We start from the raw sequence: 15,970 nt of genomic DNA on the forward strand, positions 1-15,970 counted from the left end.
GGCGGCGGGACGGCCGACCGAGCCGGGCGTCCCGCCGGCGGGGGCGGACCGGCCTCAGCCCTCGGCGGTCGCGTCGGCCGGCCGCCGGGGGGCCGGCGGCGTCGTGGGCTCCGGCTCGGTCGGCCCGGCGCGGAGGAATCCCTCCGCCCACCGTCCGACCTCCGCGAAGACCTTCTCGCGTACGCCGGGACTGGACAGTGTGAGGTCGTGCAGCCCGCCGTCGAAGCGGGCGAGCGTGACGTGCCGGCCGAGGCGCGGTGCCCAGCGCACCATGTGCTCGACGTCGAGCACGGCGTCGGCGCCGGTGGCGCTGTCGTGCCACTTCGTGCCCCGGAAGCTGCGCGTCGAGCAGGCGAGCAGCACCGGCACCGGGATGTCCAGCCCGGCCCGCAGGCGACGCTGACCGGCGCGGATCGCGTTGATCCAGCCGGCCCGCACCGGGAACCCGGCGAGCGGCTTCCAGGCCAGGTCGTACCGCCACTCGCCCCGGTGGTCGGCGTGCAGGCTCTCGCCGTACACGGTGCCCAGGCCGAACGGCAGCACACGCTGCGGCGCCCTGCGGCCCAGGCGGGAGACGGCGGCCGCGAGGGGTCGACGGACCATCCAGGGCGCGTTGATGTCGAAGAAGGGGCTGTTGAGCACGATGCCGTCGACCAGGCCGGTGTCGCGGCGGTCGTGCGCCCACAGCGAGATGATCAGGCCGCCGGTCGAGTGGCCCATGGCGAGCAGGGTGTCGTGGCCCTCCTCGGCGCGGATGATCTCCGCGGCGGCGTCCAGCTCGGGGAAGTAGTCGCTCAGGTCGCGGCAGAAGTTCGGGGTCTGGTGCGGGAGCAGGCTGCGGCCGTACTTGCGCAGGTCGAGCGCGTAGAAGTCCCAGCCACGCTCGGCGAAGAAGTCGGCCACGTGGGTCTGGAAGAAGTAGTCGACGAAGCCGTGCACGTAGAGCACGGCGCGGCCGGTCGGGCGGTCGGCGCGCCGCCGCACCAGGGTCGCGACCACCGGCCCCTCGTCGTCGGTGCCCAGCTCGATCGTCCGCCGCTCGTAGGGGGCGCCCAGCACGTCCGGTTCCACGACCGCGACGGTACGCCGCCTTGCTACCCGGCGGTAGGGGTGCTGGGTTGTAAGGAGGGGGCCCTTGTTAACGCATCCGGTAGAGGAAGGGCCCCTTGTTAACAAACGGCACGGCCCGCCCGCCGGCACCGTGCGGGCGGGCCGTGCCGGACTTCAGGCGGTCTCGGCGTCCTCGCGCTCGGCGTCCTGCAACGGGGTGCCCTCGGGCTGGTCGACGGCGCGCAGGTGCTTGTTGTGGCGCGGCTCCTGCCGGGTCTTCGCGTCGTTGAGCTTGCGGCGCAGGTCGTCCCGGACGTCGTTGAGCGCGGCGTGCAGATCCTCCTCGGTCGAGGTGGTGACGATCTTCTGCCGCCCGGCGACCCAGCACTCCAGGGTCACCTTCTGGCCCCGGGCCTCGCGGTCCTTGACGGACACCTCCAGCTCGGTGGCGTCGGCGTGGAAGCCGGCGAGCCGGGCGTCCAGGGTCGCGAACTGCTCGGCGATCCAGTTGCGGTCGCCCTGGGAGAACCCGGCGCCGACCCGCAGGCACTCGGCCACGGTCGCGGGGTTCGCCACGGCGCTCATCGCGCTGCCTCGCGGACGTCTCGGAGAAGCATGGGAGCTCCCTTTCTCTCGGTTGATCAAGTACTTACCCAACCGGCGGGATTCCGGAACGCCTGCTTGCCGGTTCCTTTCGATCATGCGTCGCCGCAGGTCAGGCACGTAGGGCCGGTCGGCCTAGCAGATCGGGACCTTGATCAGGTGGTTGTCCACAGGGCGGCCCGTCGTCCACAGGTCCGAGCCGGCGGGTGGTCCGGGCCGGGCGACCGGCCGACGCTCACCGGGACAAGTCGATCCCTGGGAGGGGCGATGTTCGATACGTACGTGACGATCGTCGGCAACGTGCTGACCGCGCCGGAGTGGCGTCGGACCACGCAGAGCGGAACGCTGGTGGCCAACTTCAAGGTCGCCTCGACCGCCCGCCGGCTCGACCGCGACAGCGGCCGCTGGGTCGACGGCAACAGCCTTCGGGTGCGCGTCAACTGCTGGCGCCGCCTCGCCGAGGGGGTGGCCGCCTCGGTGGCGGTCGGTGATCCGGTGATCGTCGCCGGGCGCCTCTACACCCGGGACTGGACCGACGAGGCGGGCACCCACCGCACGCTCTACGAGCTGGAGGCGGTCGCCGTCGGGCACGACCTGTCCCGGGGCCGCGCCCGCTTCCTGCGCAACCAGCCCCGCGCGGCCACCAGCACGGTCGAGGACGCGGAGGCCGAGCAGCGGGTGCACGGCGAGGCGACCGAGCCGGTGCCTGATGCCCAGGCGCCGACGACGTTCGACGACCGGCCCTTCGACGACGACTTCCCGCCGTCGGAGTACGGGGGCAGCCGGGTCGGGCTGGTCGGCACCGTCGAGCGGGTGGGCGAGCCCGACCCGTTCGACACCCGGCCCGGTGCACGGGCCACCGACTACGACCGCGGGCCGGGCGGTCCGGAGGAGGACGAGCTGGGCGACACGGAGGACGACGGGCCGGTCACGTCCGAGGACGACGAGCTGGGCGAGGTCCCGCCCTCGGAGGTCGACGGATCGGGTGCTTCCGGGCCGGGTGGCTCCGGGCCGGGTGAGGGCGAGCCGGGCGGCGCGAGCCCGGGCGGGACCGATGGCACCGGCGGGACCGCGTCGGGGCGTCGTGGCCGGCGGCGTACCCCGGTGCCCGCCTGACCCTTCGTCCGACGGGGGCGCGGGGTGGTGACGTCGGCGTCACCACCCCGCGGTACGACTAGGCTGGCCGGCCGGAGGTGGTGACGGGTGCGGCAGGCGACCGCCATGGCGAACGCGACCGGGTTGGTGGCGGGCTACGCGCTCGACGCCCTGCTCGGCGACCCCCGCCGGTGGCATCCGGTGGCCGGCTTCGGCACGGCGGCCGGCGCGCTGGAACGGCGGGTCTACCGCCCCGACCGGACGGCCGGCACCGCCTTCACGGCGCTCGCCGTCGGCGCGCCGGTCCTGCTCGGCGCCGCCGCCGCGCTGGCGACCCGCCGCCGTCCGGTGGCCCGGGCCGCGCTGGTGGCCGCCGGCACCTGGACGGTGCTGGGCGGGCGCACGCTGCGGCACGAGTCCCGGGTGATGGCACGGGCACTGGGCCGGGCCGACCTGCCCGCCGCCCGGTCCCGCCTGGGCAACCTCTGCGGACGCGACCCGTCGGCCCTCGACGAGCCCGAACTCGCCCGCGCCACGGTCGAGTCGGTCGCCGAGAACACCTCGGACGCCGTGGTCGCCCCGCTGGTCTGGGGCGCGGTCGCGGGCCTGCCCGGCCTGCTCGGTTACCGGGCGGCGAACACGCTCGACGCGATGGTCGGCCACCGCTCGCTCCGGTACGCCCGCTTCGGCACCCCGGCGGCCCGGCTGGACGACGCGCTGAACCTCGTGCCGTCCCGGCTCACCGGGCTGCTCACGGTGGCCGTCGCGCCGGTGGCACACGGGGACCGCGCCGCCGCCTGGCACGTGTGGCGACGGGACCGGGCCGACCACCCGAGCCCGAACGCCGGTCAGTGCGAGGCGGCCATGGCGGGCGCGCTCGGCGTCCGGCTCGGCGGGCGCAACGTCTACTTCGGCCGCGCCGAGACCCGGCCCTTCCTCGGTGACGGGCCCCGCCCCGAGGCGCGGCACCTGAAGCGGGCCGCCCGGATCTCGGGCGCGGTGGGTGTGGCCGCGCTCGGCCTGGCCGCGCTCTACCCGGTGACAGTCGGTCGCCTGGTCGGCGCTGCCGGCCGGGCCGCCCTGGGCGCCGTCACCCGAGCGGCCCGTGGCTCAGGCCGGGGGAGCGGGCGGTGAGCGGCGGGCTGCTGGTCGCCGGCACCACCTCCGACGCCGGCAAGAGCGTGCTCACCGCAGGCATCTGCCGCTGGCTGCGCCGCCGGGGTGTCCGGGTCGCCCCGTTCAAGGCGCAGAACATGTCGAACAACTCCGCCGTGGTGGTCGGCCCGGACGGTCGCGGCGGCGAACTGGGCCGGGCCCAGGCGATGCAGGCCGCCGCCTGCGGGCTCGACGCCGACCTGCGCTTCAACCCGGTGCTGCTCAAGCCTGGCAGTGACCACGCCAGCCAGGTGGTGCTGCTCGGCGAAGCCGTCGACACGGTCACCGCCGGCAACTACCACGAGGTACGGTCCCGGCTCGCCACCACGGCGTACGCGGCGCTGGCCGAGCTGCGATCCGAGTACGACGTGGTGATCTGCGAGGGCGCGGGCAGCCCCGCCGAGATCAACCTGCGCGACGGCGACTACGTCAACATGGGGCTGGCGCGGCAGGCCGGGCTGCCCACGATCGTGGTCGGCGACATCGACCGGGGCGGCGTGTTCGCCTCGATGTTCGGCACCGTCGCCCTGCTCGACGCGGCCGACCAGGCGCTGCTGGCCGGGTTCGTGGTGAACAAGTTCCGGGGTGACCGCGGCCTGCTCCAGCCGGGGCTGGACATGCTGCGCCGGGTCACCGGCCGCCCGACGTACGGGGTGGTGCCCTGGGCACTGGACCTGTGGCTCGACGCGGAGGACTCGCTCGCGTACGGGCGGGTGCTCGGCCGGCCGCCCGCGCCCCGGGGCACCGACTGGCTCGACGTCGCAGTGGTCCGGCTGCCCCGGATCAGCAACGCCACCGACGTGGAGGCGCTGGCGACCGAGCCGGGTGTGCGGGTCCGCCTCACCGTCGAGCCGGCCGAACTCGCCGCCGCCGATCTGGTGGTGCTCCCCGGCACCAAGTCGACAGTCGCCGACCTGGCCTGGCTGCGGGAGACCGGCCTGGCCGACGCGGTCCGGGCGCACGCCGCCGCCGGACGGCCGCTGCTCGGCATCTGCGGCGGCTTCCAGATGCTGGGCCGGGCGATCCACGATGCGGTGGAGAGCCGCCGGGGCACCGTACCCGGCCTCGGGCTGCTGCCCGTCGAGATCACCTTCGAGCCCCGCAAGACGGTCCGCCGGGCCGAGGGCACCGCCGCCGGCGACGTGCCGGTCCACGGGTACGAGATCCACCACGGCCGGGTCACGGCCGCCGACCCGGGCCTCGCGCCGCTGCTGCGCTACGCCGACGGCACCGGCGAGGGCGCGCGCCTCGGCACCGTGTACGGCACGCACTGGCACGGCGCCTTCTCCTCGGACGCGTTCCGCCGCCGGTTCCTGACCGAGGTCGCGGAGGCGGCCGGACGGACCGGGTTCAAGGTCGCGCCGGACACGTCCTTCGCGGCGGCCGGGGAACGGACGCTGGACCTGCTGGGCGACCTGGTGGAGGAGCACCTCGACACCGACGCGCTGTGGCGGCTGATCGAGTCCGGCCCACCGCCGGGACTGCCGTTCGTGCCACCCGGCGCGCCACCGGTTCAGTAGCGCACGTCGGCCGGGCGGTCGGACATCGGCAGTCCGGCCTCCCGCCAGCCCTGCACGCCGCCGATCATGTCGGTGGCCTGCCGCAGCCCCAGCGTCTGGAGGCTGGCGGCGGCCAGGCTGGAGCTGTACCCCTCCCGGCACACCACGACGATCTCGCGGTCGTACCCGGTGGCCTCGGGTATGCGCCACGCGCTGGCCGGGTCGAGTCGCCACTCCAGCACCGTGCGGTCGATGACGATCGCGCCGGGCAGCTCACCCTCCTCGCGGCGCTGCGCCTCGGTACGCGTGTCGATCAGCAGCGCGCCGCCACGGACCGCCTCGACGGTCTCGTGCGGGGTGAGCCGGCGGAGACCGGCGCGGGCCTGTTCCAGGAGGGCGTCGACGCCCGGACACATCACGTCATGGAGCACCCCCCGATGATGCCCAGCGCGCCGCGCCGCCGCTCGGCGAAACGGTCCGCCCGGGTCGCAGTTTCCAGCGGACGGGGGAACGTTAGCGTCGGTCGGGTGAACGTTGCCCTGATCGAGGCGTACGCCGGGTTGGCCCGTCGGGTGCTGGCCGGGCCGGCGCGGTTGGGGCGTACCCGGCTGGTCGCCGTCGACGGGCCCAGCGGCGCGGGCAAGAGCCGGTTCGCGACGCGCCTCGCGGACGCCCTGGCGGCGGGGGCGGGCGGCGTCCGCCCGCCGCTCGTGCACACCGACGACCTGCTCGACGGCTGGGACGACCAGCTCACGTTCTGGACCCGGCTGGAGGAGCAGGTCCTCGGCCCGCTGCGGGCCGGCCGGACGGGCGGTTACCGCCGCTACAGCTGGGTGCGCCGTCGTTTCCTGGACCGGGTGGTGCCGGTGCCGGCCGGTCCGGTGCTGATCGTCGAGGGGGTGAGCGCCGCCCGCGCCGCGGTACGCCCCGAGCTGACGCTGTCGGTGCTCGTCACCGCGCCGGCCGAGCTGCGGTTGCGCCGGGCGCTGGCCCGCGACGGCGAGCAGATCCTGCCGGAGCTGCGCTGCTGGCACGCGGGGGAGCGGTCGCACTTCGCCGCCGACGGCACCGAGGCCGCTGTGGACCTGGTCGTCGACGGCGCCCCGGACCTGCCGCACGACGCGGACCGCTACTACGTGCGCGTGGGGCGGCGACCGGGCTCGGGCGACGTGGCGGGGTAAGGCCAGCATACGATTCCGGTCATGACCACTCCGATCCTCTCCGAGTCCGAGGTGCGGGCCGCCGTCGAGCGGGAACTCCCCGGCGTCCGTGCCGACCTCGAGCGACTCGTCCGCATCCCGGGCATCGCCTTCGAGGGCTTCGACCACTCGCACGTGGAGCGTTCCGCCGAGGCGGTGGCGGAGCTGCTGCGCGGCTGCGGCCTCGACACGCGGATCGTCCGGTCCGGCGGCCAGCCCGCGGTGATCGGCACGAAGGCGGCCCCGGCCGGCGCGCCCACAGTGCTCATGTACGCGCACCACGACGTGCAGCCGGTCGGCGACCTGTCGCTGTGGGAGTCGGACCCGTTCGAGCCGGTGGAGCGCGACGGCCGCCTCTACGGCCGGGGCGCCGCCGACGACAAGGCGGGCATCATGGCGCACGTCGCCGCGCTGCGCGCGTTCGGCGACCGGCTGCCGGTCGGCGTGGTGCTGTTCATCGAGGGCGAGGAGGAGTACGGCTCGGACTCGCTGGAGCGGCTGCTCGCCGAGCACCGTGACGACCTGGCCTCGGACGTCATCGTGATCGCCGACTCCACCAACTGGGACGTCGGCGTGCCGGCGCTGACCACCTCGCTGCGCGGCATCGTGAACTGCTTCGTGGAGGTGCGCACGCTCGACCACGCGGTGCACAGCGGCATGTTCGGCGGCGCCGTGCCGGACGCGCTCACCGCGCTGGTGAAGCTGCTCGGCACGCTGCACGACGAGGCGGGTGACGTAGCGGTGGACGGGCTGGCCGCCCGCGAGGGCGCCAGCGTCGACTACCCGGAGGACCGGTTCCGCGCCGAGGCCGGCCTGGTCGACGGCGCGCGGCTGTTCGGCACCGGCCGGATCACCGACCGGCTCTGGACGAAGCCGGCGCTGGCGATCCTGGGCGTGGACGCGCCGTCCACCGGCGAGGCCCCGAACGCGCTGGTGCCGTCCGCGAAGGCGAAGCTGAGCGTACGGCTGGCGCCGGGCGACGACCCGAAGAAGGCGTACGCGGCGCTGACCGCGCACCTGGAGCGGCACGCGCCGTGGGGCGCTCAGGTGTCGGTGACGTTCGAGCACGACGGCGCGCCCTGCGTCATCGACGCCTCGGGGCCGATGTTCGACGCGGCCCGGTCGGCGTTCCGGACGGCCTGGGACGGCACCGACCCGGTCGACATCGGGGTGGGCGGGTCGATCCCGTTCATCGCCACGTTCCAGGAGATGTTCCCGCGGGCCGCGATCCTGGTGACCGGTGTGGAGGACCCGCACGCGCGGGCGCACGGGCCGAACGAGAGCCTGCACCTGGGCGAGTTCGCGCGGGTGTGCCTGGCCGAGGCGCTGCTGCTGGCCCGGGTGGCCGAGGCCGGAAACCGCGCCTGAGGTGTCGAAACCGTAACTTCGGGGCGGATGTCGGAGTTTGTGGTGTGTCGGCGGGCGGGGTGTTATAGCCTTTCGAACATGCGTACGAACGACGAGATGGAGCGGCTCCAGGCCGCCGTCCGTGCTCTGGGGGACGTCGACGTCTCCGCGTGGTCCGAGGACACGCTCAACGAACAGATCGGCGAGCTCTCCGCCGCCCTGGTCACGCTCGACGCGCTGCTCACCCGGGTCGCCGAGGGCGTGCGCGGGCGCGGCCTGCGCATCGAGGAACCGGTCTCGGCCTGACCGTCGGCCCGTCGGCCCGGCGCACCCGTGCGGTGTGCCGGGCCGCCGGATCCACCCCGATGTCACACGCGACTGGCAGGATGTGGGCGTGCGTTTCGCGGAGCTGGCGGCCACCTCGGCCGCGGTCGGGGCCACCAGCGGCCGACGGGCCAAGGTGGAGCTGCTGGCCGCCGCGCTGCGCGGGCTGGAGCCGGGCGAGATCCCGGCCGGTGCCGGCTATCTCGCCGGTGAGCTGCGTCAGCGTCAGACCGGTGTCGGCTGGGCGGGCCTGCGTGACCTGCCCCCGCCGGCCGCCGAGCCGACGCTCACCGTCGCCGCCGTCGACGCGGCGATCGAGGAGATCTCCCGCGTCGCCGGGGCCGGTTCGCAGGCCCGGCGCCGGGAACTGGTCGGCCGTCTCTTCGCCGCCGCCACCGCCGACGAGCAGCGCCTGCTGACCGGCCTGTTCCGGGGCGAGCTGCGCCAGGGCGCGCAGGCCGGGCTGCTGGCCGACGCGGTCGCGCGCGCCGCCGACGTCCCGGTCACGGCCGTCCGGCGGGCCCTGCTGCTCGCCGGTGACCTGCGGGCGGTGGCGGTCGCGGCGCTCACCGGCGGCGCCGCCGCGCTGGCCGGGTTCGGGCTCCAGGTGGGCCGGCCGCTCGCGCCGATGCTGGCGCAGAGCGCGCCCTCGGTCGACGAGGCGCTCACCGCCACCGGCGTGCCGGCGGTGGTCGACGTAAAGCTCGACGGCATCCGCATCCAGGTGCACCGCTCCGGCCCGGACATCGCGGTCTTCACCCGCAGCCTGGACGAGATCACCGGCCGGCTGCCCCAGGTGGTGGCCGCCGTCCGCGCGCTGCCCGCCCGCGAGCTGGTGCTCGACGGCGAGGCGATCGGGCTGGACGCCGCCGGCCGGCCGCTGCCGTTCCAGGAGACGTCCAGCCGGGCGGCCCGGCGCACCACGCCCAGCACCACCGGGCAGGCACCGGTCGCGCCCGCCGTGCTGGCCGCCGCCGAGCGCACCGGCGAACCGGTGCTCACGCCGTACTTCTTCGACCTGCTGCACCTCGACGGCACCGACCTGATCGACGCGCCCGGACGGGAGCGGTGGGCGGCCCTGGCCGGCGCGGTCGACGCCTCGCTGCTCGTCGACCGAATCGAGGTGGACGACGTGGAGCAGGCGGCCACGGCGTTCGCCGCGGCTGTCGACGCCGGTCAGGAGGGCGTGGTGGTCAAGGACCCGGCCGCGCCCTACGACGCCGGCCGGCGCGGCTCGGCCTGGGTCAAGGTCAAGCCGCGGCACACGCTCGACCTGGTGGTCCTCGCGGTCGAGTGGGGCAGCGGCCGGCGGGAGGGCTGGCTGTCCAACCTGCACCTCGGCGCCCGCGATCCGCGCACCGGCGAGTTCGTCATGCTCGGCAAGACGTTCAAGGGGCTCACCGACGAGCTGCTGCGCTGGCAGACCGAACGGTTCCTGTCGCTCGCCGTGGAGAAGGGCGACTGGGTGGTGCGGGTCCGGCCGGAGCAGGTGGTCGAGATCGCGTTCGACGGGGTGCAGACGAGCAGCCGGTACCCGGGCGGCATGGCGTTGCGCTTCGCCCGCGTGCTGCGCTACCGCGACGACAAGACCGCCGCCGAGGCGGACACCATCGACGCGGTCCGCGCCATCCACGCCGGCCGGGTCACCGGCTGACGGCTCAGCCGGCCGACAACGACCGGGCGTAGTTGACCTGGTTGTTGAGCTGCTGCACCTGGAACTGGTCGGTCACCGGGATCCGCGCGACGTACTGGTGCCCGCCACTGTTCACCGTCACCTGCACGGTGCCGTAGTGCCGCGTCTCCTTGACCAGCAGGAAGAGGAGGCTGAACACGGTCAGGCAGAAGAAGCCGAGGATCGCGGCGACGATGGCCCACTGGGCGATCTTCTCCTCCTTCTGCCAGTAGTCGGTCACGTACCAGGAGGCGCCGGCGAGCGGCAGGACGCCGGCCGGGGTGCGGATGACAGGCGGCGTCACCATGATCTCGGCGATCTGCACGGCTACCGCCGACTGCGTGGGCGGCACCGGCCCGGGCGGTGGATACGCCCCGGGTGCGGGCCCGTAGTACGGCGCGACCACCCCGGCCGGCGGTACGGGCGGCGCGGAGAACTGCGCGGGCGGCGCGGAGAACTGCGGCGCGGCCGGGAACTGCGGCGCGGCCGGGAACTGCGCGGTGGCCGGCGGCGCGGAGAGCGGCGCCGGTGGGGCCGAGAACGGCGGCGCGGAGTAAGGCGGGGCCACCGGCGGGGCGGGGAGCTGCGCGGTGGGGGCGGGGGTGACGGGTGCCTCCGGCGCGGCGATCACCGGGAACTGCTCGGTGGGCGGCGCGACCGCAGGCGGCATGGCCGACCACGGGTCGTACGCGGGTGGCTCGGCGGCCGGGGGCGTCGTGGCGTCAGAGGTCACCGCGACCCCCACGATTGACGATCATCCGCGGACCCTACAACGTCCCCGCCCCCAGGTGTGCCCACCGGGAGGGCGACGTACTCAGGCGGAGGTGGGGGCGGCGGGCTCGGCGGCGCGGTCCACCGGCTCACCCGGGGTGTCCAGCCCGGCCCGGCGGCGGGCCTCCCGGCGCGCCACCCAGCCGTAGCCGAACAGGCTCATCACCGCGAAGATCCACCACTGCCACACGTAGCCGAAGTTCTGCCAGTTGTTGGTGTGCCCGATCTGGACCGCCTGGAAGGCCGGGTCGGCGGCCGGCGTCTGGCCGTCGAGCAGCACGTAGCCGCCGGTCACCGGGTAGGGGAGTTGCTCGGCCAGGCGGGGGATGTCGATGCGCCGGGCCTCCAGCTTGCCGTCGCGCCGGCTGACCGCGCCGCCGCCGCTCTCGCTGCCGACCACCCGGCCGGTCACCGTCACCTCGCCGGCCGGCGCCGCCGGGACCTCCGGCTGGACTGTCGCACCGGCGCCCGGCACGGGCGGGATCCAGCCCCGGTCGACGAGCACCGCGGTGCCGTCGGCCAGCACCAGCGGGGTGAGCACCTCGAAGCCGACGGTCCGGTCGACGGTGCGGCCGCGGATCAGGACGGTGTTCGCGCTGTCGTACCGGCCGGTGGCGGTGACCCGGCTCCAGGTGAGCTCCTCGGACGGCGCGGGACCGACGTCGCCGCCGCTGGGCGCGGGGAGCGCGTCGCGCAGCGGCGCGGGCGTCATGGTGGCCCCGGCGTCGATGCGCTCGTTGACGGCCGTCCGGCCCCGGTAGCGGTCCAGCTGCCAGTTGCCCAGGAACACCATCACCGTGGCGGCGACGAGCGTGAGCGCGAGGTAGCCGAGCCAGCGCGGGGTCAGCAGGAACCGGTACACGTTGGCCAAGGCTACCCGTATGAGCGATGCCACTCGCCGCTGCCAGGCAGAAACGGCGGTGTGCGCGGCTCTCGCGCGCCGGGCCGGACGGGTATGGTCACGCGGGCGGAAACCACCCACATCAGGAGTCGATGATGACCGACGTGCCGCGCGTCGTGCTGAGTGCGCCCTCCTCGGGGCACGGCACCGGCGCCGTCTCCCTCGGCCTGCTCGCGGCGTTCACCGACCGGGGAATCCCGGTGGCCGGGTTCAAGGTCGGGCCGGACCAGGTGGACGCGGCGTATCTGGGGCTCGCCGCCGGGCGCGCCGGGCGCACGCTGGACCCGAGACTCGTCGGCCCGGAGCGGATCGCCCCCCTTTTCGCGTACGGCGCGGCCGGCGCCGGGTTCGCGCTGGTGCAGGGCACGATGGGCCTCTACGACTCGGTCGGCGGACGACCGGAGAGCGAGTCCACGGCAGCAGTCGCCACCGCGCTGCGCAGCCCGGTGGTGCTCGTGGTGGACGTGGCCGCGATGGGCCAGTCGGTGGCCGCGCTGGTGCACGGCTTCCGGGCGTACGACGACGAGCTGTGGCTGGGCGGCGTGATCCTCAACCGGGTGGCCTCGCCCCGGCACGAGGCGCTGTTGCGCGAGGCGCTCGACGACGTGGGCGTGCCGGTCTACGGGGCGTTGCGCCGGCACGAGCTGCCCCCGGTGCTGCCCGCCCGCCGGTACGGCACCGGTCCCGTGGTGCGTGCCGACGCGGACGCCGAACGCGGCGTACGCCGGCTCGGTGAGGCGGTGGCCGCCACCGTCGACCTCGACCGGCTGCTGGCGCTGGCCCGCTCCGCCCCCGCGCTCACCGTGGAGCCGTGGTCGCCGGAGCCGGCCGACGCGCCGCAGCCGTCGGGGGAGCGGCCGGTGGTGGCGCTCGCCGGCGGACCGGCCGGCGCCTACAGCCACCCCGAGACCGCCGAGCTGCTGCGCGCCGCGGGCGCCGAGGTGGTCACGCTCGACCCGCTGCGCGACGAGGCGCTGCCCGCCGGGGCGCGCGCGCTCGTCGTCGGCGGCGGGCTGCCCGAGACGTACGCGGAGCAGCTCTCCGCCAACCGCCGCCTCTGCATCGCGGTGGCCGAGCTGGCCCGTTCGGGCCGCCCGGTGATCGCCGAGGGGGCCGGCCTGCTCTGGCTGGCACGGGAGCTGGACGGCCTGCCCATGTGCGGGGTGCTCGACGCGGTCGGCACGATCCGGGACGGCCTGGTGGTCGGCTACCGCACGGCCACCGCTGTCACCGACAGCGTGGTGGCCGCGGCCGGCACGACGGTGACCGGGCACAAGCAGCACGCCGCAGTGCTCACTCCGCGGGCCGGTGACCGTCCGGCCTGGCGCTGGGAGGGTGGCAACCCGGAGGGCTTCGTCCGGCAGGCGGTGCACGCCTCGCAGCTCGTGCCGCACTGGGCCGCGCATCCGGACATCGCGGCCCGGCTGGTGGCCGCCGCGCTGGCGCCGGTGGGGGCGCCGGCGTGATCGGGCAGGTGGCGGTACGCCGGTTCCCGGCGCTCACCGTCTCGACCCCGCGCATCGAGGTGCGGCACCTCGTCGTCGCCGACGCGGAGGCGGTGGACGAGGTGTTCGCCGACCGGCAGACGCAGCGCTGGCTGCCGCTGGCCGAGGCGTCCGGGCAGATCGACGGGCGGGCGTGGTGCACCGAGCTGGCCCGGCAGCGGCGTGACAGCGGCGACGGCGACCACTGGGCGGTGGTCCGCCGGGAGGACCAGCGGGTGGTCGGCTCGCTCTGGGCCCGCCGTACCGACTGGGGCGCCCGGCTCACCGAGCTGTCGTACGCGATCGCGCCGCACGCCCGGGGTTACGGCCTGGCGGTCGAGGCGGTGGACGCGGTGGCCATCGCGTTGATCCTGGAGCACGGGTTCCAGCGGGTGGAGCTGCGGGTGGCAGCCGGCAACGTGGCGTCCCGGCGGGTCGCCGAGAAGGCCGGCTTCAGCTACGAGGGCCTGCTGCGCAACGCCGGTATCGTCCGCGGCGCCCGGGTCGACCTGGAGCTGTGGTCCTTCGTCGCCGCCGACCTCCGCTGACCGCTCCCGCCCCACAACGTCGATCAAGGAGTTCGCGTCGGCGGATCGGCCGATCCGGAACGCAAACTCCTTGATCAACTACCCGGGCGCACCCCCGGGCGGATCAGGTGGGTCAGCCGACCATCTGGTCGGAGGGTGGGGTGAACTGGCGGGTGGGCTGGCCCTTCAGGGAGTCCCGCAGGGTCTGCGCCACCGCGTTCACCGGGATCTGCGACTGGCCGTCACCCACCGCGTTGAACGGATTGTCCGGGTCGGCGATGAAGCTCGCCGCCGCCAGCTCCGGCGTGTAGCCGACGAACCACGCCGACCGGGTGCTGTCCGTCGTACCCGTCTTGCCGGCGACCGGGCGGCCCACGGTGCCCCGCACGCTGTCGGCTGTCGACCAGCCGCCGCAGCTCCCCCTGGCCGGGGTGTCGCCGGTCGGGCAGCGCGCCGCGTCCGTGGCGGCGCGGGCCGCGTCGGCGTTCACCACCTGCCGGCACCGCGGCTTGGCGACCTCCCGCTGCACCCCGCCCGCCGTCGTGTACGTGGCCGGCGTGCCGTCCCGGTTCATGATCGCGTTGACCGGGATGGCCTCGCAGTAGCGCCCGTCGGCGGCGATGGCGGCGTACGCGTTCGCCATCTCCAGCGGGGTGGCGTCGGAGACGCCGAGCGTGAACGCGCCCCACTTCTTCGCCTTGCCCGGCGACGCCTGCTCCTTGTCCACGTCGGTACGCCAGCGCAGCCCCAGCTGCTCGGCCAGGCGCACCCCGGCGTCCGCGCCGATCTTCTCCTCCAGTTGGACGAAGTACGTGTTCACCGACTTGCCGAACCCGGACCACATGGTCTGCCGGCCGGTCATCGCGCCGCTGGCGTTGGACGGGGCCCACCCGTCGTAGACGGCCGACTTGTACGTGTGCGGCGAGTCGTACGCGGTGGACAGCGGCATCCCGGCGTTGAGCGCGGCGAGCATCGGGAACATCTTGAACGTCGAACCGGCCTGGTAGCCCGGTAGCGTCCCGCCGCCGAGCAGCGGCGCCACGGTGTTCGGGTAGTTCGCCTTGACCTTCGGGCCGGCCTCCGGGTTCGAGCTGTTCGGGTTCTCGGCCAGGTCGAGCGAGTAGTTCCGGTTCACCGCCATCGCCTTGATCCGTCCGGTGCCGGGTTCGGCGACCACGATGCCGTTGGCGAACGGGCTGCCGGTGTTGTCCTTGGCGCCGACGTTCTTCTCCGCCGCCGCCTGTGTCTTCGGGTCGACGGCGAGCACGATCCGGTAGCCGCCGCGGCGCAGCTTGTCCATCCGTTCCAGCCGGTTCTCGCCGAACGCGGGCTGCGAGCTCCACCAGTTCTTCAGGTAGTCGCAGTAGAAGCCCCAGCTGCGGTGGCCGCCGTCGATCGCGGCGCAGTCGTTCGGCGGGGTGGTCAGCTTCAGCTTGATCGGCTGGCCCTTGGCCGCGGCGGCGGCATCGGGCGACAGGTAGCCGAGGCGGGCCATGTTGTCCAGCACGTAGTTGCGCCGGCCGGTGGCGTCCTTCTGGTCCGAGGTGATCGGGTCGTACTCCGACGGCGACTTCACCAGCCCGGCCAGCGTGGCCGCCTCGACCGGGGTGAGCGTGGCCGGGGTCTTGGAGAAGAAGATCTGCGAGGCGGCGTAGATCCCGTACGCGCGGTGACCGAAGTAGGCCGAGTTGAGGTAGCGCTCCAGGATCTGCTCCTTGCTCAGGTGCTTCTCGATGTCCAGCGCCATGCGCATCTCCTTGACCTTGCGCAGGCTGGTCTGCTGGGTCGCCTCCTGGACCTCCTTGGGCGTGGTCGCGCTGTCCCGCAGCGCCATCCGCACGTACTGCATGGTGATCGTCGAGGCGCCCTGGGAGACGCCGCCGGATCGGGCGTTGGACACGAAAGCACGCGCCACGCCCTTCGGGTCGACGCCGTGGTGCTGGTAGAAGCGGTTGTCCTCGGCGGCGACGATCGCCTGCTGGATGTTCGGCGACATGTTCTCGATCTTGGTGTACTGCCGGTACTCCTCGTAGAACATCGTCAGCACGGTCTTGCCGTCCGGCGCGTAGACGTACGAGGTCTCGGCCGGCAGCGCGGTCTTGAGGATGCTCGTCTTCTGTTCGATCGCGTGCGCGGTGGCCTTGGCCCCGATGCCGGTGACGGCGACCAGTGGATACAGGGCGGCGGCGACCACGATGCCGGCGATCAGCCCGGCGCGGAGAAGGGGAACGAGACGGCCAGCGGAAGCAAGGGGACGACTGCTCACGGGGTCAAGCTATGACATTTCCGATTCAAAAATGAGAAGAACTCATAAACCAGCGGACCGTGACGCGACCCACGCCG

14 protein-coding genes and 1 pseudogene are annotated in these 15,970 nt (G+C 74.4%); 9 read left to right on the forward strand and 6 right to left on the reverse strand.

Going from position 1 to position 15,970, the window contains the following annotated elements:
• Positions 1 to 54: 54 nt before the first annotated feature.
• Positions 55 to 1,071 carry an alpha/beta hydrolase gene (locus ML5_RS16510; protein WP_041784197.1) on the reverse strand — a complete coding sequence of 339 codons (1,017 nt, stop codon included), beginning with the start codon at positions 1,069 to 1,071 and terminating at the stop codon, positions 55 to 57.
• 153 nt (positions 1,072 to 1,224) lie between these two features.
• Positions 1,225 to 1,635 (reverse strand): HPF/RaiA family ribosome-associated protein, encoded by a 411-nt coding sequence (locus ML5_RS16515; RefSeq protein WP_013475451.1) that lies wholly within the window; start codon positions 1,633 to 1,635, stop codon positions 1,225 to 1,227.
• A 285-nt stretch (positions 1,636 to 1,920) separates the two neighbouring features.
• Between ML5_RS16515 and ssb the strand changes: the two genes are divergently transcribed.
• From ssb to ML5_RS16530, 3 genes are all read left to right on the forward strand, one after another.
• Complete coding sequence (gene ssb / locus ML5_RS16520) at positions 1,921 to 2,769, forward strand: single-stranded DNA-binding protein (RefSeq protein WP_013475452.1); 849 nt, start codon at positions 1,921 to 1,923, stop codon at positions 2,767 to 2,769.
• A gap of 87 nt (positions 2,770 to 2,856) precedes the next feature.
• Positions 2,857 to 3,882: a cobalamin biosynthesis protein gene (locus tag ML5_RS16525; protein WP_013475453.1), complete on the forward strand. Its 1,026-nt coding sequence runs from the start codon at positions 2,857 to 2,859 to the stop codon at positions 3,880 to 3,882.
• Complete coding sequence (locus ML5_RS16530) at positions 3,879 to 5,423, forward strand: cobyric acid synthase (RefSeq protein WP_013475454.1); 1,545 nt, start codon at positions 3,879 to 3,881, stop codon at positions 5,421 to 5,423. Before ML5_RS16525 ends, ML5_RS16530 begins: the two co-directional genes overlap by 4 nt.
• Here the strand turns inward: ML5_RS16530 and ML5_RS16535 are convergent.
• Positions 5,417 to 5,818 (reverse strand): rhodanese-like domain-containing protein, encoded by a 402-nt coding sequence (locus ML5_RS16535; RefSeq protein ID WP_013288093.1) that lies wholly within the window; start codon positions 5,816 to 5,818, stop codon positions 5,417 to 5,419. The two genes, ML5_RS16530 and ML5_RS16535, sit on opposite strands and share 7 nt — an antisense overlap.
• Positions 5,819 to 5,929: 111 nt before the next feature.
• Here ML5_RS16535 and ML5_RS16540 point away from each other — a divergent pair.
• The 4 genes and pseudogenes from ML5_RS16540 to ML5_RS16555 all read left to right on the forward strand — a co-directional run.
• A pseudogene (locus ML5_RS16540) lies at positions 5,930 to 6,630 on the forward strand (uridine kinase); the annotation flags it as partial.
• Positions 6,605 to 7,969, forward strand: a complete 1,365-nt coding sequence (locus ML5_RS16545; RefSeq protein WP_013288091.1) for a dipeptidase — start codon at positions 6,605 to 6,607, stop codon at positions 7,967 to 7,969. The pseudogene ML5_RS16540 and the gene ML5_RS16545, both read left to right, overlap by 26 nt.
• A gap of 78 nt (positions 7,970 to 8,047) precedes the next feature.
• Positions 8,048 to 8,254, forward strand: a complete 207-nt coding sequence (locus tag ML5_RS16550) for a hypothetical protein (RefSeq protein WP_030273275.1) — start codon at positions 8,048 to 8,050, stop codon at positions 8,252 to 8,254.
• Between the two features lie 88 nt (positions 8,255 to 8,342).
• A complete protein-coding gene (locus ML5_RS16555; protein ID WP_013475456.1) occupies positions 8,343 to 9,926 on the forward strand; it encodes an ATP-dependent DNA ligase in 1,584 nt (527 codons plus the stop codon).
• Positions 9,927 to 9,930: 4 nt separating this feature from the next.
• Here ML5_RS16555 and ML5_RS16560 read toward each other — a convergent pair whose 3' ends face one another.
• Both ML5_RS16560 and ML5_RS16565 read right to left on the reverse strand, forming a co-directional pair.
• A complete protein-coding gene (locus tag ML5_RS16560) occupies positions 9,931 to 10,677 on the reverse strand; it encodes a hypothetical protein (protein WP_013475457.1) in 747 nt (248 codons plus the stop codon).
• Positions 10,678 to 10,758: 81 nt separating this feature from the next.
• Positions 10,759 to 11,577 (reverse strand): SURF1 family protein, encoded by an 819-nt coding sequence (locus ML5_RS16565; protein WP_013288087.1) that lies wholly within the window; start codon positions 11,575 to 11,577, stop codon positions 10,759 to 10,761.
• A gap of 134 nt (positions 11,578 to 11,711) precedes the next feature.
• Here ML5_RS16565 and ML5_RS16570 point away from each other — a divergent pair, with 134 nt between their 5' ends.
• Together ML5_RS16570 and ML5_RS16575 are read left to right on the forward strand one after the other, a co-directional pair.
• Positions 11,712 to 13,082: a cobyrinate a,c-diamide synthase gene (locus tag ML5_RS16570; protein WP_013288086.1), complete on the forward strand. Its 1,371-nt coding sequence runs from the start codon at positions 11,712 to 11,714 to the stop codon at positions 13,080 to 13,082.
• Complete coding sequence (locus ML5_RS16575) at positions 13,079 to 13,648, forward strand: GNAT family N-acetyltransferase (RefSeq protein ID WP_013475458.1); 570 nt, start codon at positions 13,079 to 13,081, stop codon at positions 13,646 to 13,648. Before ML5_RS16570 ends, ML5_RS16575 begins: the two co-directional genes overlap by 4 nt.
• A 112-nt stretch (positions 13,649 to 13,760) precedes the next feature.
• Here ML5_RS16575 and ML5_RS16580 read toward each other — a convergent pair whose 3' ends face one another.
• A complete protein-coding gene (locus ML5_RS16580) occupies positions 13,761 to 15,893 on the reverse strand; it encodes a transglycosylase domain-containing protein (protein ID WP_041784198.1) in 2,133 nt (710 codons plus the stop codon).
• Positions 15,894 to 15,970 lie beyond the last annotated feature (77 nt).

The sequence above is a fragment of the Micromonospora sp. L5 genome (assembly GCF_000177655.2).
GTDB lineage: Bacteria > Actinomycetota > Actinomycetes > Mycobacteriales > Micromonosporaceae > Micromonospora > Micromonospora aurantiaca.